The organism is Marinobacter sp. AL4B, from assembly GCF_019916045.1.
GTDB lineage: Bacteria > Pseudomonadota > Gammaproteobacteria > Pseudomonadales > Oleiphilaceae > Marinobacter.
Genome location: NZ_JAILWZ010000013.1, coordinates 371,595 through 394,936 on the forward strand (window position 1 = coordinate 371,595; position 23,342 = coordinate 394,936).

The 23,342-nt window shown below is 55.3% G+C and carries 29 protein-coding genes and 1 other RNA gene; 21 read left to right on the top strand and 9 right to left on the bottom strand.

Features of this window, described 5'->3' with window-relative positions; translation table 11 throughout:
- Nucleotides 1-185 precede the first annotated feature (185 nt).
- Both K5L82_RS12015 and K5L82_RS12020 read left to right on the top strand, forming a co-directional pair.
- A complete protein-coding gene (locus tag K5L82_RS12015; protein ID WP_223134308.1) occupies nucleotides 186-1,109 on the top strand; it encodes an alpha/beta hydrolase in 924 nt (307 codons plus the stop codon).
- Nucleotides 1,110-1,193: 84 nt separating this feature from the next.
- The gene (locus K5L82_RS12020; RefSeq protein WP_133007362.1) at nucleotides 1,194-1,943 is read left to right on the top strand and encodes an FFLEELY motif protein; all 750 of its coding nucleotides are present in this window, start codon (nucleotides 1,194-1,196) and stop codon (nucleotides 1,941-1,943) included.
- Between the two features lie 6 nt (nucleotides 1,944-1,949).
- Here the strand turns inward: K5L82_RS12020 and K5L82_RS12025 are convergent, their stop codons facing one another.
- Complete coding sequence (locus K5L82_RS12025; RefSeq protein WP_133007361.1) at nucleotides 1,950-2,228, bottom strand: polyhydroxyalkanoic acid system family protein; 279 nt, start codon at nucleotides 2,226-2,228, stop codon at nucleotides 1,950-1,952.
- Between the two features lie 116 nt (nucleotides 2,229-2,344).
- Between K5L82_RS12025 and ubiE the strand changes: the two genes are divergently transcribed.
- From ubiE to K5L82_RS12075, 10 genes are all read left to right on the top strand, one after another.
- A complete protein-coding gene (ubiE, locus tag K5L82_RS12030) occupies nucleotides 2,345-3,127 on the top strand; it encodes a bifunctional demethylmenaquinone methyltransferase/2-methoxy-6-polyprenyl-1,4-benzoquinol methylase UbiE (protein WP_133007360.1) in 783 nt (260 codons plus the stop codon).
- Nucleotides 3,127-3,768 carry an SCP2 domain-containing protein gene (locus tag K5L82_RS12035; protein ID WP_133007359.1) on the top strand — a complete coding sequence of 214 codons (642 nt, stop codon included), beginning with the start codon at nucleotides 3,127-3,129 and terminating at the stop codon, nucleotides 3,766-3,768. Before ubiE ends, K5L82_RS12035 begins: the two co-directional genes overlap by 1 nt.
- Nucleotides 3,765-5,408 carry a ubiquinone biosynthesis regulatory protein kinase UbiB gene (gene ubiB, locus K5L82_RS12040; protein WP_223134309.1) on the top strand — a complete coding sequence of 548 codons (1,644 nt, stop codon included), beginning with the start codon at nucleotides 3,765-3,767 and terminating at the stop codon, nucleotides 5,406-5,408. Before K5L82_RS12035 ends, ubiB begins: the two co-directional genes overlap by 4 nt.
- Nucleotides 5,409-5,440: 32 nt before the next feature.
- Nucleotides 5,441-5,905, top strand: coding sequence for a DUF1643 domain-containing protein (locus K5L82_RS12045; protein WP_223134310.1), 465 nt, complete (start codon nucleotides 5,441-5,443; stop codon nucleotides 5,903-5,905).
- A gap of 54 nt (nucleotides 5,906-5,959) precedes the next feature.
- Nucleotides 5,960-6,376 carry a phosphoribosyl-AMP cyclohydrolase gene (hisI, locus tag K5L82_RS12050; RefSeq protein WP_223134311.1) on the top strand — a complete coding sequence of 139 codons (417 nt, stop codon included), beginning with the start codon at nucleotides 5,960-5,962 and terminating at the stop codon, nucleotides 6,374-6,376.
- 12 nt (nucleotides 6,377-6,388) lie between these two features.
- The gene (locus K5L82_RS12055) at nucleotides 6,389-6,718 is read left to right on the top strand and encodes a phosphoribosyl-ATP diphosphatase (protein WP_223134312.1); all 330 of its coding nucleotides are present in this window, start codon (nucleotides 6,389-6,391) and stop codon (nucleotides 6,716-6,718) included.
- An 85-nt stretch (nucleotides 6,719-6,803) separates the two neighbouring features.
- Nucleotides 6,804-7,031: a Sec-independent protein translocase subunit TatA gene (gene tatA, locus K5L82_RS12060; protein WP_133007354.1), complete on the top strand. Its 228-nt coding sequence runs from the start codon at nucleotides 6,804-6,806 to the stop codon at nucleotides 7,029-7,031.
- Nucleotides 7,032-7,042: 11 nt separating this feature from the next.
- The gene (tatB, locus tag K5L82_RS12065) at nucleotides 7,043-7,438 is read left to right on the top strand and encodes a Sec-independent protein translocase protein TatB (RefSeq protein ID WP_223134313.1); all 396 of its coding nucleotides are present in this window, start codon (nucleotides 7,043-7,045) and stop codon (nucleotides 7,436-7,438) included.
- Nucleotides 7,435-8,208, top strand: coding sequence for a twin-arginine translocase subunit TatC (gene tatC, locus K5L82_RS12070; RefSeq protein ID WP_133007352.1), 774 nt, complete (start codon nucleotides 7,435-7,437; stop codon nucleotides 8,206-8,208). Before tatB ends, tatC begins: the two co-directional genes overlap by 4 nt.
- On the top strand, nucleotides 8,205-8,924 hold the full coding sequence (locus tag K5L82_RS12075; RefSeq protein ID WP_223134314.1) for a 16S rRNA (uracil(1498)-N(3))-methyltransferase: 720 nt from the start codon (nucleotides 8,205-8,207) through the stop codon (nucleotides 8,922-8,924). Before tatC ends, K5L82_RS12075 begins: the two co-directional genes overlap by 4 nt.
- Here the strand turns inward: K5L82_RS12075 and K5L82_RS12080 are convergent.
- The 5 genes from K5L82_RS12080 to K5L82_RS12100 form a co-directional block, all read right to left on the bottom strand.
- A complete protein-coding gene (locus K5L82_RS12080; RefSeq protein WP_223134315.1) occupies nucleotides 8,921-9,835 on the bottom strand; it encodes a DUF808 domain-containing protein in 915 nt (304 codons plus the stop codon). The two genes, K5L82_RS12075 and K5L82_RS12080, sit on opposite strands and share 4 nt — an antisense overlap.
- Nucleotides 9,836-9,902: 67 nt before the next feature.
- Nucleotides 9,903-11,126 (bottom strand): FAD-dependent monooxygenase, encoded by a 1,224-nt coding sequence (locus K5L82_RS12085; RefSeq protein WP_223134316.1) that lies wholly within the window; start codon nucleotides 11,124-11,126, stop codon nucleotides 9,903-9,905.
- On the bottom strand, nucleotides 11,116-12,387 hold the full coding sequence (gene ubiH, locus K5L82_RS12090) for a 2-octaprenyl-6-methoxyphenyl hydroxylase (RefSeq protein WP_223134921.1): 1,272 nt from the start codon (nucleotides 12,385-12,387) through the stop codon (nucleotides 11,116-11,118). Before ubiH ends, K5L82_RS12085 begins: the two co-directional genes overlap by 11 nt.
- A gap of 19 nt (nucleotides 12,388-12,406) precedes the next feature.
- Entirely contained in the window at nucleotides 12,407-13,726 is a 1,320-nt protein-coding gene (pepP, locus tag K5L82_RS12095; RefSeq protein WP_223134317.1) for a Xaa-Pro aminopeptidase, read from the bottom strand.
- Between the two features lie 12 nt (nucleotides 13,727-13,738).
- Entirely contained in the window at nucleotides 13,739-14,338 is a 600-nt protein-coding gene (locus K5L82_RS12100) for a UPF0149 family protein (protein WP_223134318.1), read from the bottom strand.
- Nucleotides 14,339-14,520: 182 nt separating this feature from the next.
- On the opposite strand from K5L82_RS12100, the gene K5L82_RS12105 reads away from it, so the two are divergent.
- On the top strand, nucleotides 14,521-15,081 hold the full coding sequence (locus tag K5L82_RS12105; RefSeq protein WP_223134319.1) for a ZrgA family zinc uptake protein: 561 nt from the start codon (nucleotides 14,521-14,523) through the stop codon (nucleotides 15,079-15,081).
- 2 nt (nucleotides 15,082-15,083) lie between these two features.
- Here K5L82_RS12105 and K5L82_RS12110 read toward each other — a convergent pair whose 3' ends face one another.
- The gene (locus tag K5L82_RS12110; protein WP_223134320.1) at nucleotides 15,084-15,599 is read right to left on the bottom strand and encodes a DUF3299 domain-containing protein; all 516 of its coding nucleotides are present in this window, start codon (nucleotides 15,597-15,599) and stop codon (nucleotides 15,084-15,086) included.
- A gap of 69 nt (nucleotides 15,600-15,668) precedes the next feature.
- Between K5L82_RS12110 and K5L82_RS12115 the strand changes: the two genes are divergently transcribed.
- The 6 genes from K5L82_RS12115 to K5L82_RS12140 all read left to right on the top strand — a co-directional run bounded on the left by K5L82_RS12115 (nucleotide 15,669) and on the right by K5L82_RS12140 (nucleotide 19,107).
- Entirely contained in the window at nucleotides 15,669-16,370 is a 702-nt protein-coding gene (locus tag K5L82_RS12115; RefSeq protein ID WP_223134321.1) for an ABC transporter ATP-binding protein, read from the top strand.
- Nucleotides 16,367-17,644: an ABC transporter permease gene (locus K5L82_RS12120; RefSeq protein WP_223134322.1), complete on the top strand. Its 1,278-nt coding sequence runs from the start codon at nucleotides 16,367-16,369 to the stop codon at nucleotides 17,642-17,644. Before K5L82_RS12115 ends, K5L82_RS12120 begins: the two co-directional genes overlap by 4 nt.
- 118 nt (nucleotides 17,645-17,762) lie before the next feature.
- Complete coding sequence (locus K5L82_RS12125) at nucleotides 17,763-17,969, top strand: TIGR02449 family protein (RefSeq protein ID WP_133007342.1); 207 nt, start codon at nucleotides 17,763-17,765, stop codon at nucleotides 17,967-17,969.
- Nucleotides 17,969-18,265 carry a cell division protein ZapA gene (locus K5L82_RS12130; RefSeq protein WP_133007341.1) on the top strand — a complete coding sequence of 99 codons (297 nt, stop codon included), beginning with the start codon at nucleotides 17,969-17,971 and terminating at the stop codon, nucleotides 18,263-18,265. Before K5L82_RS12125 ends, K5L82_RS12130 begins: the two co-directional genes overlap by 1 nt.
- Nucleotides 18,266-18,326: 61 nt before the next feature.
- A non-coding RNA gene (ssrS, locus tag K5L82_RS12135) (6S RNA) lies at nucleotides 18,327-18,506 on the top strand.
- Between the two features lie 4 nt (nucleotides 18,507-18,510).
- On the top strand, nucleotides 18,511-19,107 hold the full coding sequence (locus K5L82_RS12140; RefSeq protein ID WP_262492650.1) for a 5-formyltetrahydrofolate cyclo-ligase: 597 nt from the start codon (nucleotides 18,511-18,513) through the stop codon (nucleotides 19,105-19,107).
- Here K5L82_RS12140 and K5L82_RS12145 read toward each other — a convergent pair.
- Together K5L82_RS12145 and ilvA are read right to left on the bottom strand one after the other, a co-directional pair.
- Nucleotides 19,092-19,256 carry a hypothetical protein gene (locus tag K5L82_RS12145; RefSeq protein ID WP_165950626.1) on the bottom strand — a complete coding sequence of 55 codons (165 nt, stop codon included), beginning with the start codon at nucleotides 19,254-19,256 and terminating at the stop codon, nucleotides 19,092-19,094. The genes K5L82_RS12140 and K5L82_RS12145 overlap by 16 nt on opposite strands.
- A 308-nt stretch (nucleotides 19,257-19,564) precedes the next feature.
- Entirely contained in the window at nucleotides 19,565-21,100 is a 1,536-nt protein-coding gene (gene ilvA / locus K5L82_RS12150) for a threonine ammonia-lyase, biosynthetic (RefSeq protein WP_223134323.1), read from the bottom strand.
- Nucleotides 21,101-21,234: 134 nt separating this feature from the next.
- Here ilvA and rpiA point away from each other — a divergent pair, with 134 nt between their 5' ends.
- Both rpiA and K5L82_RS12160 read left to right on the top strand, forming a co-directional pair.
- On the top strand, nucleotides 21,235-21,915 hold the full coding sequence (rpiA, locus tag K5L82_RS12155) for a ribose-5-phosphate isomerase RpiA (RefSeq protein WP_133007339.1): 681 nt from the start codon (nucleotides 21,235-21,237) through the stop codon (nucleotides 21,913-21,915).
- A 133-nt stretch (nucleotides 21,916-22,048) separates the two neighbouring features.
- Entirely contained in the window at nucleotides 22,049-23,188 is a 1,140-nt protein-coding gene (locus K5L82_RS12160) for an acyl-CoA dehydrogenase family protein (protein ID WP_223134324.1), read from the top strand.
- Nucleotides 23,189-23,342: the final 154 nt, after the last annotated feature.

A 23,342-nucleotide genomic window follows, 5' to 3' on the forward strand; every position in this document is an offset into this window, starting at 1 on the left:
TTTCACTCTATACTGAACCTATCGCTTAGTGCGATTGTTATACAAACGACATCTGAGCACACGCTTGGCCTAAAATCGTCATTTGTATGGGCAACCGTGCCACTCCAGAAATAGAACAATCGCGATACAACTGGATCACAAGCTACGAACCAAACAACAAGTAGCTGTGCCGGGAGAAACAAACTATGAAAGCCAGTCACATCCGCAAGCTACTGAAACCAATCGACATCGCCTATTCCGAGATGTTTTCCGGGCGAGTATATCGGGTTGGTAAAGGGGCGGTATCGGTTCGCAATCACAGCAGTGCTGCAACGCACACTGTCATTGGGGTACACGGCTTTCTGGAGAACCACTGTTACTTCACCCAAACTTACGATGCCCCAACAACAGAACTCATTCTGCTGACGTGTAGCAACTATCACATACCAGTGAACGGCGTGACGCCCGAAAAAGCCGAATGGGAAGTGCCCATCAAATATCTGGAAGGCACCATTGAGTACGATGCCTGCATTCTGAATCAGGCGTTGCAAAATCTTCCCACGACCCGGAACATTCGTATTCATGGCCATTCCCGAGGCGGCGGTGTTATTTTGGAAGCTATCCGCCAATGGCCTGAGCTGTACGAAGACATCGAAATTGTATTGGAAGCACCAGTACTTCCCCAAGGCAAACTGCATCCCTTAGTGACAATGCTGCTCGAACCCGTCAGCCATGGCATGTGGCCTTGGATCGTCCGGCTAATAGGCAGCGCACCTCAATCGGCCTACGGCCAGACCTTTTTTGGCAAGATGAACCCGCGAAAGCGCCAGCTGCTAAGCAAGCTGTTCTGCGCAACAAAAGACCACCTGACAATTGTGCGCAACATTGAAGACATCATCGAGTGGGCGGAGCGGACGGACTTTTCTGTGTATCAGCACATCCGTTACGGCACTTTCCTGATTCCTGCCACCGACCGAATCCTCGACCGTACCACTATGCTGGCCAGCGCTAAAAACAGCCCGACCACCATGCGCATTGTCGAAACCGAGGCTCCCAGCCACTTTGTCACGCTCGACAGCGTTGAGTGGCTGCCAAACTTCGAACCACTCCCAAACACGGCCCAGGGCTGACATTTGCCCACACGCTGCGGGTGCGCCCGCGGCAAGGCTTCGCTAAACTGTGCGCCTTCAAGTTCAGCCTAGTGGAGCTCTGGCATGTATCGTGACCGCCTGATCACAACCGAAGTGCAGACGAAAAATGCACACAGGCTTAAACGCTTACTGCTTGAATTCCACGATTTCCGCCAGCTCAAAGCCAACCACCCGCTACAACAAGACACCGTCCAACTCGCGGATTGGCAAGCGGAACGTCTGAAAGCTACTCACCAAGACCTTTATCAACATCCGGGCTACCACACCGGGCTGGAATTTCTGCTGTCTGACCTTTACGCACCGGCCGGCATGACCCGCCGCGACGACAACGTAGACCGGATTTTCCCGAAGATGGTGAAGTGGCTGCCCGACCACCTGCTGGCCACCTTTGCCGGGTTGGTGGAACTGAATCTGGTCACCCAAAGCCTTGATCTCGAGTTGGCCGAGTGGTTTCACCAAAATGGCCGAGACACCTCGAGTATTACCACGAAAGACTGGTGTGAAGGTTACCGCGCCAGCGGCCAACTAGAGATTCGAAAACGTCAGCTGGAACTGGTCTCAATCACAGGCCAGCAGATGGACCGCTACGTGCGTAACCGCAGCTTAGGCTGGTTGCTGTCAATGACCCGAGGCGCAGCGGAAAGAGCCGAACTGGCTGACCTCCACGGGTTTATACACCGCGGCTATACCGCGTTTCGGAAAATGGACAAGGTGGACCTGCTGATTGCAAGATTGATCAGCCGGGAACAACAAGTAATGGAAAATGTACTGGCAGGCCACCCAGAGCCTTTCTCGCTGTCAGGCGACCTGTAATCTGCTTTACGCTTTGGTGATCTGGTCCAGCTGAGCGTGAATTTCCTGCTCGATGCGGGACTTAAACGGCCGCAGCATCAGCCCTAATTCCAAGTGAATGTGCAAATCAGATTCCGCAATGTTGAGCTGACCTTTCACGCCACTGCGCTTGAACTTGAGCTGGTCGCCTTCCCACAGATAATTCACATCAAATTTCTGCGACAGGTCTTTGGCCAGAGTTTCGGCTGCGTCGCGAGCGTGTTCTTTGTCCAGTTCATGGGCACGGTGGATATCGATAACAGACATGAATCAGTTTTCTCAGCTATTTGGAAACGGTTTTACAGTGTAAGCCGGTAATAAACTTGTAGCCAACACCTCAACGGTTAGAATACAGCATTCAGTTTCTGACAGGACAATCTCCCATGAGCGAGCAGCAAACGCCAGGCACCCCCGGCAACAGCCAGGACGAAGTGACCCATTTCGGTTTCCGAAACGTGCCGAAGAGCCAGAAAGCAAGCCAAGTGGCCGAGGTTTTCCACAGCGTCGCGGGCAAATACGACCTCATGAACGACTTGATGTCTATGGGCATCCACCGTCTGTGGAAACGCTTCACCATTGAGCTGAGCGGCGTTCGCCCCGGCCATCAGGTGCTCGACATTGCCGGCGGTACCGGCGACCTGACCATGAAGTTCTCCGATTTGGTAGGCCCATCAGGCAAAGTGGTTCTGGCCGACATTAACGCGTCCATGTTGCAAGTGGGCCGCAGCCGCCTAACCGATCGTGGCTACGCCGGCAACATCGAGTACGTTCAGGCCGATGCCGAACACCTGCCGTTCCCGGACAACAGCTTCAATGCCGTATCCATCGCCTTCGGCCTGCGTAATGTGACCGATAAAGATCAGGCCTTGCGCGATATGACCCGCACCCTTAAGCCCGGTGGTAAATTGATGGTTCTGGAGTTCTCCAAGCCCGCCAACCCGCTGCTGAGCAAAGCTTACGACACCTACTCGTTCAGCGCGTTGCCGCTGATGGGCCAGTTGTTTGCCGGTGACAGTGAAAGCTACAAGTATCTGGCGGAATCCATCCGTATGCACCCGGATCAGGACACGCTGAAGGGCATGATGGAAAATGCCGGACTGGTGAACTGCAAGTACTACAACATGACCGGCGGCATTGTCGCTCTTCACGTGGGAATCAAGCCCTGATGTTTCCCGGCCCTACGCTCTTGTCTGCGGCCAGCGCTATTGTCGAGACGGCCTTGAGCCAGGCTTTAACACTGGACCCAAGCGGTCGTGATGCTTTATTGAGGGCTTTGGCCGGGCCCGTGCAATTCAACATCACTGCCCCGTTCGCAACCAGCTGGACCTTGGCCCGGGTCGGTGACCAAGTGCAGGTGCGCAGCCAACCGGATGACCAAGCCGTACTCAGCATTTCCGGCAAACCGGTAGCATTTGCAGCCCTGGCACTGGGCGACGATCGTGTCTTCGCTGACGAGCGGCTTCAGGTGGCCGGTGACACCGCGCTGGCGCATCAACTGCAACGCGCTTTGGACCAGTTGGAACCCGATTGGGAAGCGGCAATGGCGCGGCATATTGGCGATGTGCCCGCCCACTTACTGGGAAAAAGCATCCGCAACGCCGTAAAGTGGAGCCGGAACGCGTTCAACACCATGAACGCCAACATCGAAGAATACTTGCACGAAGAAAGCCGCGCCCTGCCTGGGCGCCGCGAATTGGAAGCCACTTTTGAGGACATCGACGACCTCAACCTGCGCGCCGAACGCCTCGAGGCCCGCCTGAACCAACTGGAACTGTCTGGTAGCGATACCGATACGGAGAACCTGTGACACGCCTGCAACGCCTGTTCCGAATTGCCTGGGTATTTTGCCGCTACCGGCTGGACACCTTTTTGCCTCTGGCCGAACTGCCCACGCCCTTGAAAATATTCTTCCTCTTGGCCCCCTGGCACCTGTTTCCTCAACCCAAACTGAGCCGCGGTGACCGCTTGCGCCTCGCTCTGGAAGAATTGGGGCCAGTATTCGTTAAATTCGGTCAGATTCTGTCTACCCGGCGGGATTTGCTGCCGGACGACATGGCAGCATCTCTGAAACAGCTTCAGGATCGAGTACCACCCTTCCCCAGCGATCAGGCCCGAGGCATTATCGAACGCTCTCTGGGCGCTCCTGTATCGGAGCTCTTCGCCGAATTTGGTGTAGACCCTATGGCCTCCGCCTCTGTGGCGCAGGTACACCCCGCAACCTTGCGCAATGGCCAACAAGTCGTGGTCAAAGTTCTTCGCCCGGGCATCGAAAAGGTCATTCGCCAGGACTTGGCGCTGATGTACCTGATGGCCGGTTTGCTCGAAAAGTACTGGTCCGAAGGCAAGCGCCTGCACCCGGTCGAGGTGGTTGCCGATTACGACGCCACCATCCACGACGAACTGGACCTGCAACGGGAAGCCGCCAACGCCAGCCAGTTGCGCCGCAACTTTGACAATTCGCCGCTGATCTACATTCCGTTTATCGATTGGGATTACACCAGCAAGTCCGTGCTGGTGATGGAGCGCATCCACGGCATCCCCATTGCCGACGTAGAGTCGCTGCAAGCCGCCGGCGTGAACATGAAAGTGTTGGCAGAAAAGGGCGTCGAGATCTTCTTTACCCAAGTGTTCCGTGACAGTTTTTTTCACGCCGACATGCACCCGGGCAACATTTTTGTCGACGTGTCTAACCCAGCGGACCCGCAATACATCGCCATCGATTTCGGCATTGTCGGCACTCTGGCTCCGGATGATCAAAGCTACCTGGCTCGCAACCTGCTCGCGTTCTTTCGGCGCGATTACCGCCAGGTCGCTCAGCTGCATGTTCAATCCGGTTGGGTGCCGCCGGAAACCCGCATCAACGAGTTCGAGGCCGCCATCCGCACCGTGTGCGAGCCTATTTTCGAGAAACCCCTGAAAGATATCTCGTTCGGGCACTTCCTCTTACGCCTGTTCCAGACCGCCCGGCGCTTCGATATGGAAGTGCAACCACAGTTGGTCCTGCTGCAAAAGACGCTGCTTAACGTCGAAGGGCTAGGTCGCCAATTGTATCCCGATCTCGATTTGTGGAGCACTGCGCAACCGTTCCTTGAAAACTGGATGCGTAAGCGGATTGGCCCCTCCGGTCTGATCAAATCGCTACAAACGCACTTGCCGTCATGGCTGGAACAATCACCGGAAATGCCGCAACTGGTTCACGATGCCCTATTGCAATTGAGAAGCGCCGGCCCGACGGAACAACAGAATCAGGACACACTGGCCTTACTGCGTGAACAGCAGCGCAAAACCGACCGCCGCTGGCGTCGTGGCATCACCGCGCTGGCACTGGTTGGAGTCGCTATCGCCGGAACCCAGCCCGGCGCCGCAGAATGGGCTCAAAATATACCACTGTGGTCATGGGCGCTGTTTGCTGGCGCGGGAGCTTTGGTGCTTCGAGGTAGCCGTTAATCATGTTCGTGACCACCAAGCGCTGAACCAAGATGGATACCCAAACTCATTTTTCGCCCTGTGGACGTTACCGTTATGCTCTTAGCAGAGCTTGGGACGACGGTAAGACCTTTGTGATGATTATAGGGCTGAACCCATCGGAAACCGACGCTAACCCCACCATCACCCGCTGCATCAACTTTGCCAACGCCTGGGGCTTTGGTGGCGTTTACGTCACCAACCTGTTTGCATATCGCGCCGCCACGCCCAATGAGCTGATCACAGCATCTGAACCGGTTGGCGAAGAAAACGATGGCTGGCTGGCCCGGTGCGCACAGAAATCGGCACTGACGGTGGCGGCTTGGGGGAATTACGGTTCACACCTGAAACGCTCAGATCAGGTAAAGCGACTGCTGCCGGACTTACATTGCATTCGGATGAACAAGTCGGGCGAACCCGCTCATCCCTTGTACTTGAAGGCCAGTCTCATGCCTGTAAAACTACCCGTGCAAGATTGATGATACGAACCGCATCTGTCGCGCTAGCACCTACCCTGCTCAGGATTCATAGAAATGAAAGATTTAGCCGATAATCTAGGCTCTCCCAGTTGGTTAGACGACATCCTCTGGACCGAGGGCGGCCTGGTACCTGCCATTGCGCAAGACGCCGAAAACGGCGACATATTGATGATGGCCTGGATGAACCGTGAATCTCTTCAGCTCACGGTCGAAGAAGGTCAGGCAGTTTATTGGTCACGATCTCGTGGCAAGCTCTGGCGTAAGGGCGAAAGTTCGGGGCATCAGCAGATCCTCAAAGACATTCGCCTGGACTGCGATGCCGACGTTGTCTTGCTTAAAGTGGAGCAAAAAGGCGGCATTGCCTGTCATACTGGTCGCAGAAGCTGTTTTTACCGGACCCTGAAAGACGGCGAATGGGTCAGTGCCGAGCCGGTACTGAAAGATCCTGACGCGATTTATGGCAGTAACTGAGGAGCAAACACCGTGAGTGATGTACTGGAACGCCTTGCTGAGGTGCTCGAAACACGCAAAGACGCCGCCCCTGACACGTCCTACGTCGCCAGTCTGCACGCCAAAGGCCTGAACAAGATTTTGGAGAAGGTCGGGGAAGAGTGCACCGAAACCTTGTTGGCGGCGAAAGATGCCGAACACTCCGGAGATACTCAGGACGTGATCTACGAAACCGCGGATTTGTGGTTTCACACCATGGTTATGCTGTCTCGCCTCGGCCTGAGCCCGAAAGACATTACGGACGAGCTGGCTCGTCGCTTCGATTTGTCCGGCTTGGAAGAAAAAGCGTCACGACAATCGTAAAGGAGTACCCCTAAGGAGTATTTCCGCCCAAGGTTGTCATTGGCGTACAATGTGAACAACAGAAACAATTGAACGAGGACCCCTCATGGGTATCAGTATCTGGCAACTTCTTATCGTACTTGGCATCGTTATTTTGCTGTTCGGAACCAAGAAACTCCGCAACATCGGCACCGATCTCGGTGGTGCAATTCGTGGCTTCAAAAAGTCCATGAATGACGAAGACGAGAAATCCGATGAAGCTGACACTTTGGAAGGCCAAAAGGCCGAACAAACTCAGGCTGACGCGAAAACTCAGGAAAAGCAAAAGAGCTGAGCGCCAACTGAATGTTCGATATTGGCTTTGTTGAGCTTCTTATTTGCGGCATCATCGCACTGCTCGTCCTTGGTCCGGAGCGGCTACCGTCTGCTGCCCGAACGGCTGGCCGATGGGTCGGTGGTGCTCGCCGCATGGTCCGACAATTTACCTCGGAGCTAGATCGCGAACTGAAAGCGGAAGAACTGCGGGAACAGCTGCGCAAGGCTGGCGATGTGGGGCTGGAAGATGTCGAGAAAACCGTAAAAGGTGCGCTGGACGAAGCCAAAAAGTACGAGCACATGATTTTGCCGGAAAACAATCCGGGAAAGGCCAAATCCGCGCAGTCTGAAAGCGCCATCTCTAACGACCAGTCAAGCAGCAACACAGATCAAACCTCAGGGAATTCGTCGGAAAGCCGTTCATGAGTTCATCACCCGAAGGCCATCAAGCGCCAGAAATGCCGCTCATCGAGCATTTGCTTGAGTTGCGCAACCGTTTACTGAAAATGGTCTTGGCCGTCATCATCTGCTTTGCGGTAATTTACCCCTTTGCCAACGACCTTTACCTGCTGCTGTCGCAGCCGCTGCGAGACCTTCTTCCTGAAGGCCAGATGATGATCGCCACAGACATCACCTCGCCCTTTTTCGCACCGCTGAAGCTGGCCTTGGTATTGGCAGTATTTGCCGCCATCCCCATCATTCTTTATCAGCTTTGGAGCTTTGTAGCGCCGGGCCTTTATGCCCATGAAAAACGTTTGGCGTTCCCGCTGCTGTTTACGTCAGTTGTGCTGTTTTATGGTGGCGCCACCTTCGCCTACTTTGTGGTATTCCCGCTGGTTTTCGGCTTTTTTACCGCCATCGGGCCAGAAGGCATCATCGAATTACCCGATATTGCCAGCTATCTGAACTTCATCCTGAAGATGTTCTTCGCCTTCGGTGTGGCCTTCGAGATACCCATTGCCACGGTGCTGTTGATTCTAACAGGCGCGACCACACCCAAAGATCTCGCAGCCAAGCGGCCCTATGTGGTGGTCGCCTGCTTCATCATTGGCATGCTGCTGACCCCACCAGACATCATTTCCCAGACCCTGCTAGCCGTGCCCATGTGGATCTTGTTCGAGTTCGGCATTTTATTCGGACGGCTGGCCTACAAAGAGCGGCGGGATACCGACGAGGAAGAGTTGGGCAGTCAATGAATCTGGCGTTACTGTTTGACGAAGACTTCATCGATTCAGATCGCGTACGATTACGCGGTCGCCGCTTAGATCATCTGAAAACCGTACTCAAAGCCGGAGCAGGCCACAAGCTGCCTGTGGGCCGCGTGAACGGCGCTATGGGTTATGGTGAGGTACTTCATCTCACGGACTCAGAAGCTGAGTTGCAGGTGCGCTTGGAACAATCTGCACCCGCGCCTTTGCCGCTAACCCTGATCCTTGCCATGCCCCGCCCCAAAATGTTCCGGCGTACGCTGCAAACTTGCGCTTCGTTGGGCGTTAAAGACATCTGGCTGATCAATAGCTATAAGGTGGAGAAAAGCTTCTGGCAAACGCCATGGCTGTCAGAGGACAATCTGCGCGACAACCTGACTCTTGGGCTGGAACAAGCCAAAGACACTCTGATGCCGCAGGTGCACATTCGAAAGCTGTTCAAACCGTTTGTAGAAGACGAACTGCCGACGCTCCTGGCCGGTAAACGGGCTCTGGTTGCCCACCCGGGCACCGCCATTCCCTGCCCGACGCACCTGAACGAGCCCGCGGCAATTTGCATCGGCCCCGAAGGCGGCTTTACCGATTACGAAGTCAGAAAGCTGGAGGAAGCGGGCTGTCAAAGCGTGCACCTTGGCTCCCGAATTCTTCGGGTGGAAACGGCTGTTCCGGTGTTGGTCAGCCGCCTGTTCGATGCCTGTCTTTAAGCATTTCGTTTTTGCCAAAGCTTTATTACGGGCGTAAGTGCGGCCACTAACACCCCTCCGGCGATGAGCCCGAACAACCCGTCACCCAGGGTGGGAATTAAAACAGCGCCGATCCCGCCTACCTCTGCCGCAAATCCTCGAATGGCCTCGTAAACCGGCGTTATGCCGTGTGTGAGAATACCGCCGCCCACCAAAAACATGGCAATGGTGCCAACAATGGTCAGAGTCCTCATCATGTAGGGGGCCAACCACAGTATGCCGTCCCCGATGCGCTGGAGTACCGCCGAGTCTCGTTGACTCAGGTACAGTCCTCCATCGTCGATTTTCACGATACCCGCCACTAAACCGTACACCGCCACGGTAACCATCACCGCGACGACCGAAAGCACGGCGAACTGCATTCCAAGACTTTTCTCGGCCACGATCCCCAAGGTGATCGCGATGATCTCGGCGGATAGAATGAAATCGGTACGAATAGCGCCTTTGATTTTTTCCCGTTCGACTTCTTTTAGGTTAGCCTTGGGATTCTTTAGGGCTTCCCGAAGATTTTCTTTGTGTGCCTCCTCCTCATTGCCGTGCAAGAATTTGTGGGCCACTTTTTCGAAGCCTTCAAAACACAAGAAAGCACCGCCAAGCATCAAAAGCGGAATAACCAACCAGGGAAGAAAAAAACTGATCGCTACGGCTGCAGGCACCAGAATGCATTTGTTCAGCATCGAGCCTTTAGCGACCGCCCAAACCACGGGTAATTCCCGAGCGGGCTTCACACCGGCGACCTGCTGCGCATTGAGCGCCAGATCATCCCCCAGCACGCCTGCGGTTTTCTTGCCGGCGACCTTGGTCATCAAGGCAACATCATCCAACATCGTCGCGATGTCATCGAGAAGGGTAAGAAGGCTGGCGCCTGCCATAAACAATTCCTTTGTCTGCTGGAGTCTGATTCAATCAGAAAAGTTTACGTAATAGTCTGGGGCAGCGCTACCCGTCAATGCCCATGGCTTCGGCGGCAATTCGATTCTTTAGCGGCGCCAGCTTATCGAACCAGCGCATACCGGCATTGCGTAGCCAACGAACCGGCAATTCATCCCGGGCAAAGAGCTGCTTGAAGCCCTCCATTGCCGCCATCATAGTAAGGTTCTCGCCCTTACGACGACGCTGGTAACGCGCCAGAACCAGATCATCGCCCGGATTCAGGCCCAGCTCCTTCGCTCGGCTCAGCTCGTCCAGCAAAACCCGGACATCACCGTAACCGAGATTCGCGCCCTGTCCCGCCAACGGATGAATGGTATGAGCCGCATCGCCCACGAGTGCCAGTCCGTCGGTGACGTAATCTTTGGCATGGCGCTGGCGCAGCGGGAAGGAAAATCGTTTGGAGACCTCCAATACCTCACCGAGCTCACCTTCAATTGCCGCTTCCAGCTCTTGCCGGAACCTATCGGCATCCAGCGCCATCAACCGACGCGCTTCGGCGGTGTCCTGTGACCAGACGAACGAACAAAAATGCTCGTCGCCGGTTTCGTTATCTAGCGGCAAGAACGCCAACGGCCCAGTGGGAGTGAAGCTTTGCCACGCAGTGAAGCGATGTGACTGGCTGGTACGCACAGTGCCCACAATGGCGTGCTGGCCGTAATCCCACTCCCGGGTAGCCAACCCACTCCACTGACGCAGTCGGGACATAGCACCATCGGCCCCGACCACCAAATCGGCGGCTAACAGACGACCATCTTCCAGTTGCACCGACTCGCCACGAGCCCAACTTTGCACCCGCACACCATCGATCAGCGTAACGTCGCTCTCGGCGAGGGATTCAAACAACGCGCGAACGATGTTCCGGTTTTCCACAATCGTACCCAGCAAGCGGGCATGAAGCTCGGCCGCATCGAAGTGAATGCGCCCTGTGCCATCGCCGTCCCACACGATCATTTCCCGGTAGCCACAATGTCGGCCAGCCTGCACACGAGGCCAAGCGCCCAAATCTTGCAGTAATCGTTCACTCGCCAGCGAAATCGCGCTGACTCTTGGCTCAAAACTGTCAACGTCGGCTGCCGGTTTCGGACGCTCCCACAACCGTTCAACCGGCGCACCTTCTATGAGCCCTACCTGCCAACCTTGTCGGGACAGCCCCAGCGCCAAAGCCGAACCAATCATTCCGCCCCCGACCACCAGAACGTCGAAGCTCTGCACCCCGGACTCATGACTCATGACGAACGTCCTCCTGATCGGCTTTAACGGAAGGAATTGCAGCCTTGCGCCCACCTGTACCCATAGCTTTACGGGCAAACCAGCGTTTGGCTGCGGGCACCAGATCCAAGCCCATCAACCCCGCATCCCGAGCAAGCGCCAAAGGCGGAAGGGATTGTCCGAACACTCGAATCAGCGAATCCGAGAACTGCACGGTTTGCTGCCAATCCTGACGGTGCCTTTGCTGGTATTCGTTTAGCACCATCAAAGAACCAATCGAAACGCCGTTATCCGTAGCCACGCGAAACTGTTCCACCAATGCCATCAAACCCCGCAATGCAAGATTGAACCCCTGCCCGGCCACCGGATGCAGAGCGTGAGCCGCATTCCCGACAAGCACCACGCCCGGGCGAACCGCTTCGTCCACGGTGGTCAGCTTTAAGGGGTAGTGGTTGCATTGACCAATGCGCGTGATACGCCCCAGCCGCCAGCCGAAGCGCTCTTGCAGAGAGCGGCATTTTTCTTCATCGGCCTGCTCAAGTAAGGTTTCGAGTTCCTCGTCGCCCAGTGTCCAGACCAATGCCGAATCATGCCCGGGGCGGGCCGGTGAACCTTGGGGCAGTATGGCCATCGGGCCAGACTGAGTAAAACGTTCAAAGGCCGTGAACTGATGAGCCTCGCTGGTGGTGACGTTCGCAATCAAGGCATTCTGGCCGTAATCCACCGTTCGTGGCTGAAAGCCCAGTTTTTCCCGCAAGCCGGAACGGCCGCCATCGGCCACCACCAAGCATTGGCCGGTCAACTGTTGCTCGTCTCCATTTTTGCGGATGCTGACTCGCACCCCCTGTTTGAGTGGTGTCATATCGACCACCTCAGCCGGCGCTTCCCAGCGGATATTGGCCGCCAGCAGGGCCCGCATCAGGCACAAGCCCATCCAGCGATTGTCCGCCACATAACCCAACGCTTCTTGCTGATGGTCTTTGGCGTGCAGGCGAGTTGCCCCGAACCGGCCACGATCCGAGACATGAATGTGCTGAATAGGCGTGGCGTGTTCAGCCAGCGCGGACCAAAGCCCAAGCTCTTCAAAAATAACCCGGGAACCCCAGGCCAGTGCCGTCGAACGGGCATCGTAACTGGGTTGGTAATCCTCCGGCAGCGCGTCTGGCGACAGCGGAAAACTCTCGACCACGGTCACCCGAAGTTCCGGCACCACGCGCGCCACGGCCAGCGCCAAAGTCGCGCCAGCCAGGCCACCGCCGGCGATGATCAGATCGGTATCCATTCGGGTGTCGCTCACAGGGTCATTCCGCCATCAATGCTTCAATATCGGCCACGGTTTTCGGCACACCGTCGGTCAATACCCGGCAACCGTCTTTGGTAACCACGACATCGTCTTCAATGCGAATGCCGATGCCACGCCATTTCTCATCAACGCTGGTATTGTCCGGCGCAATGTACAGACCCGGCTCAACCGTGAGCGCCATACCGGGCTCCAGCTGTCGCCAGGCCTCGCCCACTTTGTAATCACCTACATCATGAACATCTAAGCCTAGCCAATGGCCGGTCCGGTGCATGAAAAACGGCTTGTAGGATTCTTCGGAAATCGCATCGTCTACGTTACCCGACAACAGCCCCAGATCGATCAGCCCTTGGGTCAGCACTTTCAACGCAGCTTCGTGGGAATGATTCCAGTGATTGCCGGGGCGAACCGCATCGATGGCAGCGTACTGGGCGTCCAACACCACCTCGTACAGGGCTTTCTGCTCCGGGCTAAACTTACCGCTGACAGGAAAGGTGCGGGTAATGTCCGAGGCGTAGCAATCGAGCTCACAGCCGGCATCAATCAAGACCAGATCGCCCGCTTTCAAGGGCGCGCTGTTCTCGATATAGTGCAATATACAGCCGTTCGCGCCGCCACCGACGATAGACGGATACGCCGTTGAACGGGCACCGTGATCCATAAAGGTACGAATCAGCTCCGCTTCTAAGTTGTACTCGTAGCCGCCCTTGCGAGCTCGCTTCATGGCATTGCAGTGGGCTTCGGCACTGATTTCGGCAGCCTTGGCCATCATCTTCACTTCGCCGGCGCTTTTGTACAGACGCAAGTCGTGCAGCAGGTGTTCGAGAGCGACAAACTCACCGGGGGGGTGCGCGCCCGCCCGCACTTTGCTACGGATCACCTTGACCCAATCCATTACCCGGGTATCGAAGGCGTCGTCTTTACCCAACGGGTAGTAAACCCGGCTCCGGCCTTCAATCATGCCCGGCAAGATGTCGTCGATATCTGCGATGGGGAAGGCGTCATCCAAACCATAACGCTCGATGGCGCCGTCAGGGCCCACCAAAAAACCGTCCCATAGTTCTTTCTCGGGATTCCGCTCTTTACAGAACAGCACCGCTTCGCCGTGCTCCCGCCCCGGAATCAGGGCTAAAACCGCTTCCGGTTCACCAAAGCCGGTCAAATATTGAAAATCACTGTCCTGACGGAACGGATGCAGCACGTCCCGATTTCGAACCCGCTCCGGCGCCGCCGGCAGGATCGCAATGCTGTCCGGTGCCATCAAACCCATTAACTTGCGACGGCGCTCAGCGAACTCTTTGGTCGAAATCGATACAGCCATGATGTCTCCTGATCAATGCAAAGTCGGCGCGTTGCCTGCGGGTTTCTCAGGCTCGTTGAACTCGGTAAATACGGTCAGCGCGCCGAGGCGAACATACTCGGTAATCTCTAGTAATTGCTGTTCACTTTCTTCGTCAGACTCTTCTTCATCAGACAACTGACTGATGGCCACCAAGTCTTCTATCAGCTCTCGGATTTCATCCGGCGCCTGGCCAAGCGATGCACCGGCCGCCAGCGCCATACCTTCCAAGAAGCCACGAACCCAAGACACCAAGGCTTCAAGACGCTGTTCAATCGCGTAATCGTCATCCGGCAATAACGGCTGAAAGCTCATATCTGAAGACTCCAGCTGAACCAGCGTCTTTGCGTAAGCGCCGTTCATAAATGGTGCCAGCTCGTCAGATTCTTCCAGAGCTTGTTCTGCCAATCCCATGTGATCACAGACCATGGCAAGCCATTCTTGCTCAGTGATACGAGTGCCTGCCGACAATTGACCACACAGCTCGCCGTGCAGCTCGGACGGATGACTGAAGGCCTTATGGGCAGTAAACACATTGGCCCATTGCTCGAACTCTGCGGCTCGGGCGGCAGCGGTGGTATCGGTTTCAGACATGAAACAGCAGCTTCCTGTATCGGGGGAGCTCACCTGTCGGACAAGGAACTCCAGTAATATTTAGGCCTATATCCTAGCATTCCACAGCACGTGTGGCACTGTCGTCAGCCCACGGGGCTTGCTTTTCCGGACGCTCAATAAGACTATGTTATAACATATCCAAAGTTTGCAAAGGCAGCCCAATGAAATTCAAATACCCCCTAACGCTTACAGGCGCTCTGACGCTTGGACTGTATGCCTTCCCAACGGTCGCCCAACAAAATCTTCAAGCGCATCAGCATGGAATGGCAGAACTGCAAGTGGCGGTTTCAGGCGAACAAATCGACGTATTGCTGCTATCGCCTGCGTACAATCTGGTGGGATTCGAGCATCCCCCCCGTTCTGCCGAACAACATCAAACGGTCAAATCCGCCGTTGACTGGCTTAAGCACACAGCATTGGTCGATACACCTCACCAGCAATGCTCGCCCGAGCAATCGCATGTAATGACCAATTGGGACGACCAGCACGCAGATCACCATGACCATAGCCACCGTCATGACCATGACAGTTCAGGGCACAGCGATATCGAAATTACCCAGCGCCTGCATTGCCCGGGGCTGTCCGATATCAATGAACTGCAAACCGAGCTATTCGACCGTTTCCCCGGCGTAGAACAAATCAATGCGCAATGGGTCAGCCCGAAAGGTCAGAACGGCACCCGCCTGACGCCCGGCAAGCATCAATTCCGGCTTGGCCGATAGCGTCATTCGGTATAAGGCTCAACAGCGCTGGCCTTGATCGAATAGGACGACGCACCAATCGCGTTTTCCGTTTTTTCGATGGTCAGCTGCCCCTCAATCCAGACGGGGTCGTACAGCGCCTGCAAGGTGAACCCTTCAGGATACTTCACATGGATAATCTGGTTGGGCGGTGGCGGCGGAACATGAATGCACGCGCCGTAGTATGGCACCAAAAAGAATTCAAGGATGCGCATGTCTTTGGTGGTTTTCAGGGGTACCACGAAACCGGGAATCCGGCCTTCCACGTTGGCCATTTCGGGCACCACCCGACCGGTCATGATTTCATCCGGAAGCAAAGCCGGCCCCTCACCCTCGTGCTCCACTTCCGGCAGACTTTCAAGCAAAGCGAGGTCTTCGGCCGGCATCAATTCGAGCCAGTCGATTTCTCTGGGTTGTGCCTCTACTATGCCGGAAACCAAAACGAGAACTAACAGTCCAAAGCCCGCAATTATTGCACGAGCATTCAAAGCCAGTGACATGAAACGCTGCTCCACTTGGGGTATACCAAACGATTGCGGCCATCATACAACGGAACTCATACAGCCGACATGAATATCGAGACAGCACAACATCCTTCGGGTTCACTTGCCATCGAAACCCACCAACTCCGGTTTCGGTGGCCCAAACAGCAAACACCTCTAACGTTTCCCGATATCCAACTCCATCGCGGCGAGCATCTTTTCTTGCGTGGCCCCAGTGGCACCGGGAAAAGCACACTGCTCAGCCTGCTCGCAGGCATGATGTTGCCGGAAGCGGGTGCCGTGAACCTTCTCGGAACCAACTTAAGTGAGCTGAAGGGCGGCGCCCGGGACCAGCTCCGAGCCGACCACATGGGCGTTATTTTCCAGCAATTCAATCTGGTGCCCTATCTGAGCGCATTGGCCAATGTCACCCTGTCGTGCCGCTTATCCAAACGGCGCCGGCAACAGGCTCAAGACAACCCGGACGCAGCCGCCACAGCCTTGCTGCAACATCTCTCGATTCCCGAACCTCTCTGGCACCGACAGGTCACCGAGATGTCCATTGGCCAACAACAACGGGTAGCTGCAGCACGTGCCCTGATAGGATCACCGGAGATCATCCTGGCGGATGAACCCACTTCAGCACTGGATACCGATAACCGCGACCGCTTTATCGAACTACTCCTGACTCTGGCCCACGAACACCAGTGCTCTGTCGTGTTCGTCAGTCACGACCGAAGCCTCGCGAATCACTTTCACCACCAACTGTCACTGGGAGGTGAATCATGAGCAAACTTCGCCTAACCCTGTCGTTAGCAACCGCCAGCCTCTGGCACCGCCGCCGGGTGTTGGCCATGGTGTGCCTGACGCTTACTCTCAGTGTCACGCTGTTGCTGGGCATTCAATACCTGCGCACCGAAGTGCGGCAATCGTTCACCAGCACCATTTCCGGCACCGATCTGATTGTCGGTGCCCGCAGCGGGCAACTGAACTTGCTGTTGTACACCGTCTTTCACATCGGTGATGCCACCAACAACATCCGATGGAGCAGCTTCAATCACATTGAAAACGACCCACGGGTTAACTGGGCAGTTCCTATTTCTCTGGGAGACAGCTATCAAGGCTACCGGGTAGTCAGTACCAACGACCAGTTTCTGAAAAGGTTTCAGTATGGCAACGACCAGCCACTAAAGCTTGCTCAGGGACAGTGGTTCTCACAACTATTCGATGTCACGCTTGGCGCTGAAGTCGCCCGGCAGCTGCAACACCAATTGGACGATCAAATTGTGCTGTCTCATGGAGGCGGGCGCACCAGTTTCTCCAACCACACGGACTTGCCTTTCCGAGTTTCTGGCATACTGAACGCCACCGGCACACCGATCGATCACGCAGTTTATATCAGCCTAGAGGCTATGGAAGCCATGCACGTAGGCTGGGAATCCGGTGTGGCAATACCGGGCCGAACCTTGTCGGCCAGCTCCGCCGAGGCCCGATCTTTCACACCCGATGCCATCACCGCCATTTTGCTGGGTCTGAAAAACCCGATTATGACGTTCCAGCTGCAACGTGAACTGAGCCAATTTCCGGACGAGCCACTTTCGGCCATTTTGCCCGGTGTCGCGCTCAGCGAACTATGGCGCATGATGGGCCAATTTGAGCAGGTTCTTTTGGGTATCAGTGTGTTCGTCGTCGCCACCAGCTTGATCGGTTTAGTGGCTGTGCTATTAACAATTCAGTCCCAGCGTCATCGGGAAGTGGCGATTTTGCGCGCGGTGGGCACGCCTCCGGGGCTAATCGCAGGGCTCTATAGTCTGGAATGCGTTCTACTTGCACTGGCGTCCTGCGGCTTTAGCTTGCTCCTCGGCGCAGCTCTCATATCCACCCTCAGCCCTTGGCTGCTGGCGCATTACGGCATTCACATCGGCTTGCGTGCGTTGAATTCGGATGAATGGCTGCTGCTCAGCATGGTGCCAGTGGTAGCATTTTCAGTTTCTTTGGCGCCAGCGTGGCACCACTGGCGAAAAAGCAGAACCTTATCGTTTGGCAGCAGTAATCTGGACTAACCTGACACCAAAGGTGACACACATCACGGAGCCCGCGCCATGACAATGCGGTAAATTGACCGTTGTGGTGCGGGCACTTATAGTTACTGCAATCCAAATTACTCACACTGAGCACGTCATGGAACAGTCCGAAGTACAGTTGTTAGCGGACAAGCTGGACAAGTTGATCGAGCGCTGCGAAAAACTCGAGAGAGACAACGCTTTACTGCGAGAAACGCAGGACGATTGGAATCGTGAGCGAGCCCAGCTTATGCAAAAAAACGATCTTGCTAAAAACAAGATTGAAGCCATGATTGGTCGCCTTCGGGCACTGGAGCACCACTGATGTCACAGCAGTCAACCACCGTCGAAGTCCGGATTCTCGACAAAGAGTACCTGGTGGCCTGTCCGCAGGAAGAGCAAGAAGCGCTACTGCGTGCCGCTCGGCATCTGGATAACAAAATGCGGGAAATCCGCTCTACCGGCAAGGTGTTCGGCACCGAACGTATTGCGGTGATGGCCGCGTTGAATATTACGCATTCCCTCCTGGAGCGAGACACAATGTCTGAAGCTACCAGCAGCCTGCTAAAAGCCATGGATAACCGCCTGGACGAGGCTTTGGGCGAACCCTCTGACCGCTAATCGTTTAAAGACTCCGCTAAGGGGGTTGCAATCGGGGCCGGCCTTGGCCCTATAATGGTTCAACTTCCTGGGCTGTTCGCTGGTCGGGTACGTCCTCGAGCCGATGCGCTTTACCCAGGTGACCACTTCAGGGCATTGTGAGCACGTCCCCCGCGGGGGAAAGCCTAATATGTCACAGCGGTCGCCGACCTTGAACTTTGGGTTCAAGGGCCACATCCGATAACGGCAGCCCGGGAAGCTTTATTTTGAACACCCTTTCCAGAAGCGATCTCCGCAAAGAATTGCGCAGCCTGCGCAACGATCTCTCCTTCGAACAGCAGCAACAAGCCTCAGAGCACCTCGCACTGAATCTGCTTCGTCATCCCGATTTATATCGCGCCAAACACATCGGCATTTATCTAGCTAATGACGGCGAAATCGATCCGCATTTGTTTATTGATCTGGGGCGGCGTAAGAACATTCACTTTTATTTACCGGTGTTGCATCCGATTTATCCCGGCAAGTTAGTCTTCAGCCCCTATAGGGATGGCACGGAACTAACGCCAAATCGTTTCGGCATTCCCGAGCCCCCGTTCCCTGAAGCCAGACGCAGGCCAGCCTGGTCTTTGGATGCGGTTTTGTTTCCGCTGGTGGGCTTTGATGAACAAGGCGGTAGATTGGGTATGGGCGGTGGCTTCTATGACCGCACCTTTGCTTTTAGCAGAGTTCGGCCGGCTATGGCACCCAAGCTGGTCGGGCTTGCCCATGAGTTTCAAAAGGTGGAATCGTTACCGATCGAACCGTGGGATGTGCCTCTCCACGGCGTGGTTACTGATAAGCGGTGTTATCAGTTCCGGCGATAGTCGGCTGACTGGACAAAACTGGTAACGGGAACGTCTCTGGCAGATCGCTTGTCTTCAGAGGCTTGGATGGTTGTGGTCACACCGGTAATTACCAGACCAACAGCAAAAATGAACACAATGGTGCGGATGATATCTGGCTTGTTACCCATGGGGCGCATTCCCGTTATTCTTCGAACTAAATGGCTGGAAAATCAGTTGGCTATTCTTAATATCAAGAATTAGACTAAAGACTAACATTTAATGTCAGCTTTACAATTTTTGACAGATTACGATTACGTAAGGGTTTGATTACGAGTTCGCGTCAGATTTTTTTTGCGCGGCTTAAAACGCCTTACCGACCGAAGGAAGGGGTGTCGGGTCTTTGCGAAACACGCTCCTGCGGCCCATCCTTGGGGCGCCCATCCATGGCTCCGCACAGTTTCGCAAGGCGGTTCAGCCCCTGTTTCTAACTTGGAAGTCAGTCAGACTTGCCGTTACCCGCTCCCAAGAACAGCTTGTACGCTTCGTTGTCGGTCATGTTCTCGTAGCGGAATCCGACCTTCTCCAGCATCTCTTCAAATGCCTGCGTTTCGTCAGCATTCACCTGAGCGCCAAGCAGCACACGGCTGTAGGCTGCGCCGTGATTGCGGTAGTGGAACAAAGAGATGTTCCAGCGGGTGCCGAGGGACATCAGAAATTTCAACAGCGCACCCGGGCGTTCGGGGAACTCGAACTGATAGACCACCTCGTTGGTGATTGATGGCGCGTGGCCGCCGACCAGGTGACGAATATGCTGTTTCGCTATGTCGCTATCGGTGAGATCGATCACGGAATAACCGATTTCCCGCAGGTCCTGCAGCAACTCTTCCCGGCCGAGTCCACCAGCCTGAATCTGGATACCCACGAAGATCACCGCTTGCTGGTCATCCGCGTAGCGATAGTTGAACTCGGTGATACTGCGTTTGTGCAAAGCCTTGATGAACTTTTTAAACGCGCCAGGTTGTTCCGGGATGGTCACCGCCAGCACAGCTTCGCGTTTTTCACCAATTTCCGTGCGTTCAGAGATATAACGCAATCGGTCGAAATTCATGTTGGCGCCGCTGAGTACGCCGGCCAAATTTTCGCCTTCAAGCTGCTCACGCGCGATGTATTTTTTGATTCCGGCCACGGACAGAGCGCCCGCTGGCTCAGCGATGGAACGGGTGTCTTCGAAGACGTCTTTGATGGCCGCGCAGATTTCATCGGTACTGACGGTGATCACTTCATCGACGGTGTCCTTGCAGATACTCCAAGGTTCTTCACCAATCTGTTTCACCGCAACGCCGTCGGCGAAGATGCCCACTTCGTCTAGCACCACTCGCTCACCTGCGGCCAGGGCGGCCTGCAAGCAATTGGAGTCTTCCGGCTCCACGCCAATGATTTTGATATCCGGGCGCAGGTATTTGATGTACGCCGCCATACCGGCGATCAAACCGCCACCACCGACGGGAATAAACACAGCGTGCAACGGCTGTGAAAACTGCCACATCAACTCCATAGCCACGGTACCCTGCCCGGCAATTACGTCTGGGTCGTCGTAAGGCGGGATGTAGGTATAACCGTGCTTGGCAATCAACTCCTGCGCGTGCGCTGCAGCTTCATCAAAGGCATCGCCTTTGAGCACCACTTTGGCGCCTCGCTCGCGGACGGACTTCACTTTGATGTCCGGCGTGGTTTGCGGCATGACGATGGTCGCTTTGATGCCCAGTTTTTTCGCTGACATGGCCACGCCTTGGGCGTGGTTACCGGCAGACGCACAAATCACACCTTTGGCTTTTTGCTCTTCCGAAAGCTGTGCAATTCGGTTGTACGCGCCACGAATCTTGAAGGAAAACACCGGCTGCAGGTCTTCGCGCTTGAGCATAATATTGTTGTCAAGACGTGCAGACAGACTGCGGGCTTCAGTGAGCGGTGTTTCGATGGCGATGTCATAGACCCGCGCATCGAGGATCTTCTTGATGTAACGTTGCGGCATGATGGTTCCGGTTGCTGATGATCGGCTTGGAAAAACGTACAGTTTAGGAACTTTGAACGGTTGCCGTCTATAAGCAGAACGACTGCAGGCGTATAATGCGGTTAAATTCATCCGATCTCCCCCGGAGCGCTTCCATGACTCAGGACGAACTCAAAAAAGCCGTGGCAAAAGCCGCCATGGACCATATTGCCCCACACCTGAACCGCAAGAGCGTGATCGGGGTCGGTACTGGCAGCACCGCCAACTTCTTTATCGATTTTCTGGCCGATTACAAAAACGAGTTTGACGGCGCAGTCGCCAGCTCCGAAGCTACCGCTGAACGCCTAAAGGGGCACGGCATCCCGGTTTACGACCTGAACGCGATCGACGAACTGGAATACTACGTAGACGGTGCTGATGAAACCAACGAACGACTAGAGCTGATCAAGGGTGGTGGTGCAGCTCTTACCCGTGAAAAAATCGTCGCAGCGGTCGCCAAAACCTTCATCTGTATAGCCGACGATTCAAAAAAAGTGGATATCCTGGGTGCATTTCCTCTACCGGTTGAAGTTATCCCTATGGCCCGCAGCCACGTTGGCCGCGAGATCGTAAAACTCGGCGGCGACCCGGTGTATCGTGACGGTGTCACCACCGACAATGGCAACATCATCATCGACATCCACAACATGGACATCTCGCGCCCGATTCAAGTGGAAGAACGAATCAACAACATTGTTGGGGTAGTTACCAACGGCCTGTTCGCACGCCGTCCGGCTGACTTGCTGCTACTCGGGACCAGCGAAGGCGTGCAGAGCATTCCTCGCCAAGACAATTAATACCGCTGCGCAGGGCCCTCAAAGCCGGTTTAGCAGCCGGCTTTTTTAATGCTTAGCCAAAAACCAAGCGCTTGCTTGGTAGCGATATTTGAGCGACACTCGGGCTACTCCAAGAAAAACAAGGAACGCCAACGTGTCTGATTACTTCAACGAAACCCACGAACAGGTACGCCTGACCGCTCGAAAATTCATCGAAACCCACGTTCGCCCTTATATCGACCAATGGGAAGAAGCCGGCGAGTTTCCGAGGGACATCTATCGAAAAGCCGGCGATGCTGGCCTTCTGGGCATAGGATTTCCGGAAGCACTCGGCGGGATCGGTGAAGGTGACATTTTCCTGAAAGTGGCCACCTCAGAAGAACTCATGCGCTCCAGCTCCGGCGGATTTGTGGCCAGCTTGGGCTCCCTAGACATAGGCTTGCCGCCCGTCGCCAAATGGGCCAGGCAAGAAATTCAGGAGCAAATCGTACCTCCGGTACTGCGCGGCGAGAAAATCTCTGCCCTTGCCATCACCGAACCCGGCGGTGGCTCCGACGTCGCCAACATCAAAACCCGCGCGATTCGTGACGGTGACCACTACATCGTCAACGGCAGCAAAACTTTCATCACCAGCGGCTCCCGCGCCGACCACTACACCGTTGCCGTCCGCACCGGCGGCGAAGGCCATGCGGGCATCAGCTTACTGCTAATCGACCGCGACATGCCTGGTTTCTCTAATGGCAACAAACTGCGCAAAATGGGCTGGTGGGCCAGCGACACCGCCGAACTCTTCTTCGAGGACTGCCGAGTCCCCGCCGACCGTCTGATCGGCGCCGAAAACGCCGGCTTCATCGCCATCATGAGCAATTTTCTGGCCGAACGCCTGAGTTTGTCCATCATGGCCTACATGACGGCCCAACTGGCTTACGAAGCAGCTCTGGATTACACCAAACAACGCCAAGCTTTCGGCCGTACCGTTTCCGGCTTCCAAGTCACCCGCCACAAGCTGGTCGACATGGCCACCCAGATCGACATCGCCCGGGAATACACCTACCGCTGCGCAGCTCTCATGCAAGCGGGCAAAAATCCCATCAAACAAGTGGCCATGGCGAAAAACTTCTCCGTGGAAGTCTGCGAAAAAGTCACCCGCGAAGCCGTGCAACTATTCGGCGGCATGGGCTTCATGCGTGAATCCGTGGTTGATCGCCTATACCGCGATGCCAAGATCCTCTCCATCGGCGGCGGCACCACCGAAATCATGAAAGAACTGATTGCCAAACAGATGCGGCTGTAGATTTCGGAAATTACTGAATCAAGCTTCATCACAAGCCAGAAAGGGCCTCTGGTTGCACCCAAAGCCAAGCCCCCCCACCAACGTTTAGTTTCGAATGCCTGTAGAGTCCCGTATAATTGCGCCCACTTTTCGAACACCGTTAAACGAACCTAAC

Excerpts from the sequence above, each read along its gene's own strand:
- K5L82_RS12130 (WP_133007341.1), top strand. The coding sequence starts at position 17,969 with ATGTCACAGCAGTCAACCACCGTCGAAGTCCGGATTCTCGACAAAGAG.
- K5L82_RS12020 (WP_133007362.1), top strand. The coding sequence starts at position 1,194 with ATGTATCGTGACCGCCTGATCACAACCGAAGTGCAGACGAAAAATGCA.
- K5L82_RS12110 (WP_223134320.1), bottom strand. The coding sequence starts at position 15,599 with ATGTCACTGGCTTTGAATGCTCGTGCAATAATTGCGGGCTTTGGACTG.
- K5L82_RS12085 (WP_223134316.1), bottom strand. The coding sequence starts at position 11,126 with ATGAGTCATGAGTCCGGGGTGCAGAGCTTCGACGTTCTGGTGGTCGGG.
- K5L82_RS12125 (WP_133007342.1), top strand. The coding sequence starts at position 17,763 with ATGGAACAGTCCGAAGTACAGTTGTTAGCGGACAAGCTGGACAAGTTG.
- K5L82_RS12105 (WP_223134319.1), top strand. The coding sequence starts at position 14,521 with ATGAAATTCAAATACCCCCTAACGCTTACAGGCGCTCTGACGCTTGGA.
- K5L82_RS12115 (WP_223134321.1), top strand. The coding sequence starts at position 15,669 with ATGAATATCGAGACAGCACAACATCCTTCGGGTTCACTTGCCATCGAA.
- K5L82_RS12145 (WP_165950626.1), bottom strand. The coding sequence starts at position 19,256 with ATGGGTAACAAGCCAGATATCATCCGCACCATTGTGTTCATTTTTGCT.
- tatA (WP_133007354.1), top strand. The coding sequence starts at position 6,804 with ATGGGTATCAGTATCTGGCAACTTCTTATCGTACTTGGCATCGTTATT.
- K5L82_RS12100 (WP_223134318.1), bottom strand. The coding sequence starts at position 14,338 with ATGTCTGAAACCGATACCACCGCTGCCGCCCGAGCCGCAGAGTTCGAG.
- K5L82_RS12035 (WP_133007359.1), top strand. The coding sequence starts at position 3,127 with ATGTTTCCCGGCCCTACGCTCTTGTCTGCGGCCAGCGCTATTGTCGAG.
- K5L82_RS12025 (WP_133007361.1), bottom strand. The coding sequence starts at position 2,228 with ATGTCTGTTATCGATATCCACCGTGCCCATGAACTGGACAAAGAACAC.
- K5L82_RS12075 (WP_223134314.1), top strand. The coding sequence starts at position 8,205 with ATGAATCTGGCGTTACTGTTTGACGAAGACTTCATCGATTCAGATCGC.
- K5L82_RS12045 (WP_223134310.1), top strand. The coding sequence starts at position 5,441 with ATGGATACCCAAACTCATTTTTCGCCCTGTGGACGTTACCGTTATGCT.
- ubiE (WP_133007360.1), top strand. The coding sequence starts at position 2,345 with ATGAGCGAGCAGCAAACGCCAGGCACCCCCGGCAACAGCCAGGACGAA.
- rpiA (WP_133007339.1), top strand. The coding sequence starts at position 21,235 with ATGACTCAGGACGAACTCAAAAAAGCCGTGGCAAAAGCCGCCATGGAC.
- ubiH (WP_223134921.1), bottom strand. The coding sequence starts at position 12,387 with ATGGATACCGATCTGATCATCGCCGGCGGTGGCCTGGCTGGCGCGACT.
- K5L82_RS12080 (WP_223134315.1), bottom strand. The coding sequence starts at position 9,835 with ATGGCAGGCGCCAGCCTTCTTACCCTTCTCGATGACATCGCGACGATG.
- tatC (WP_133007352.1), top strand. The coding sequence starts at position 7,435 with ATGAGTTCATCACCCGAAGGCCATCAAGCGCCAGAAATGCCGCTCATC.
- pepP (WP_223134317.1), bottom strand. The coding sequence starts at position 13,726 with ATGGCTGTATCGATTTCGACCAAAGAGTTCGCTGAGCGCCGTCGCAAG.
- tatB (WP_223134313.1), top strand. The coding sequence starts at position 7,043 with ATGTTCGATATTGGCTTTGTTGAGCTTCTTATTTGCGGCATCATCGCA.
- ilvA (WP_223134323.1), bottom strand. The coding sequence starts at position 21,100 with ATGCCGCAACGTTACATCAAGAAGATCCTCGATGCGCGGGTCTATGAC.
- K5L82_RS12120 (WP_223134322.1), top strand. The coding sequence starts at position 16,367 with ATGAGCAAACTTCGCCTAACCCTGTCGTTAGCAACCGCCAGCCTCTGG.
- hisI (WP_223134311.1), top strand. The coding sequence starts at position 5,960 with ATGAAAGATTTAGCCGATAATCTAGGCTCTCCCAGTTGGTTAGACGAC.
- K5L82_RS12015 (WP_223134308.1), top strand. The coding sequence starts at position 186 with ATGAAAGCCAGTCACATCCGCAAGCTACTGAAACCAATCGACATCGCC.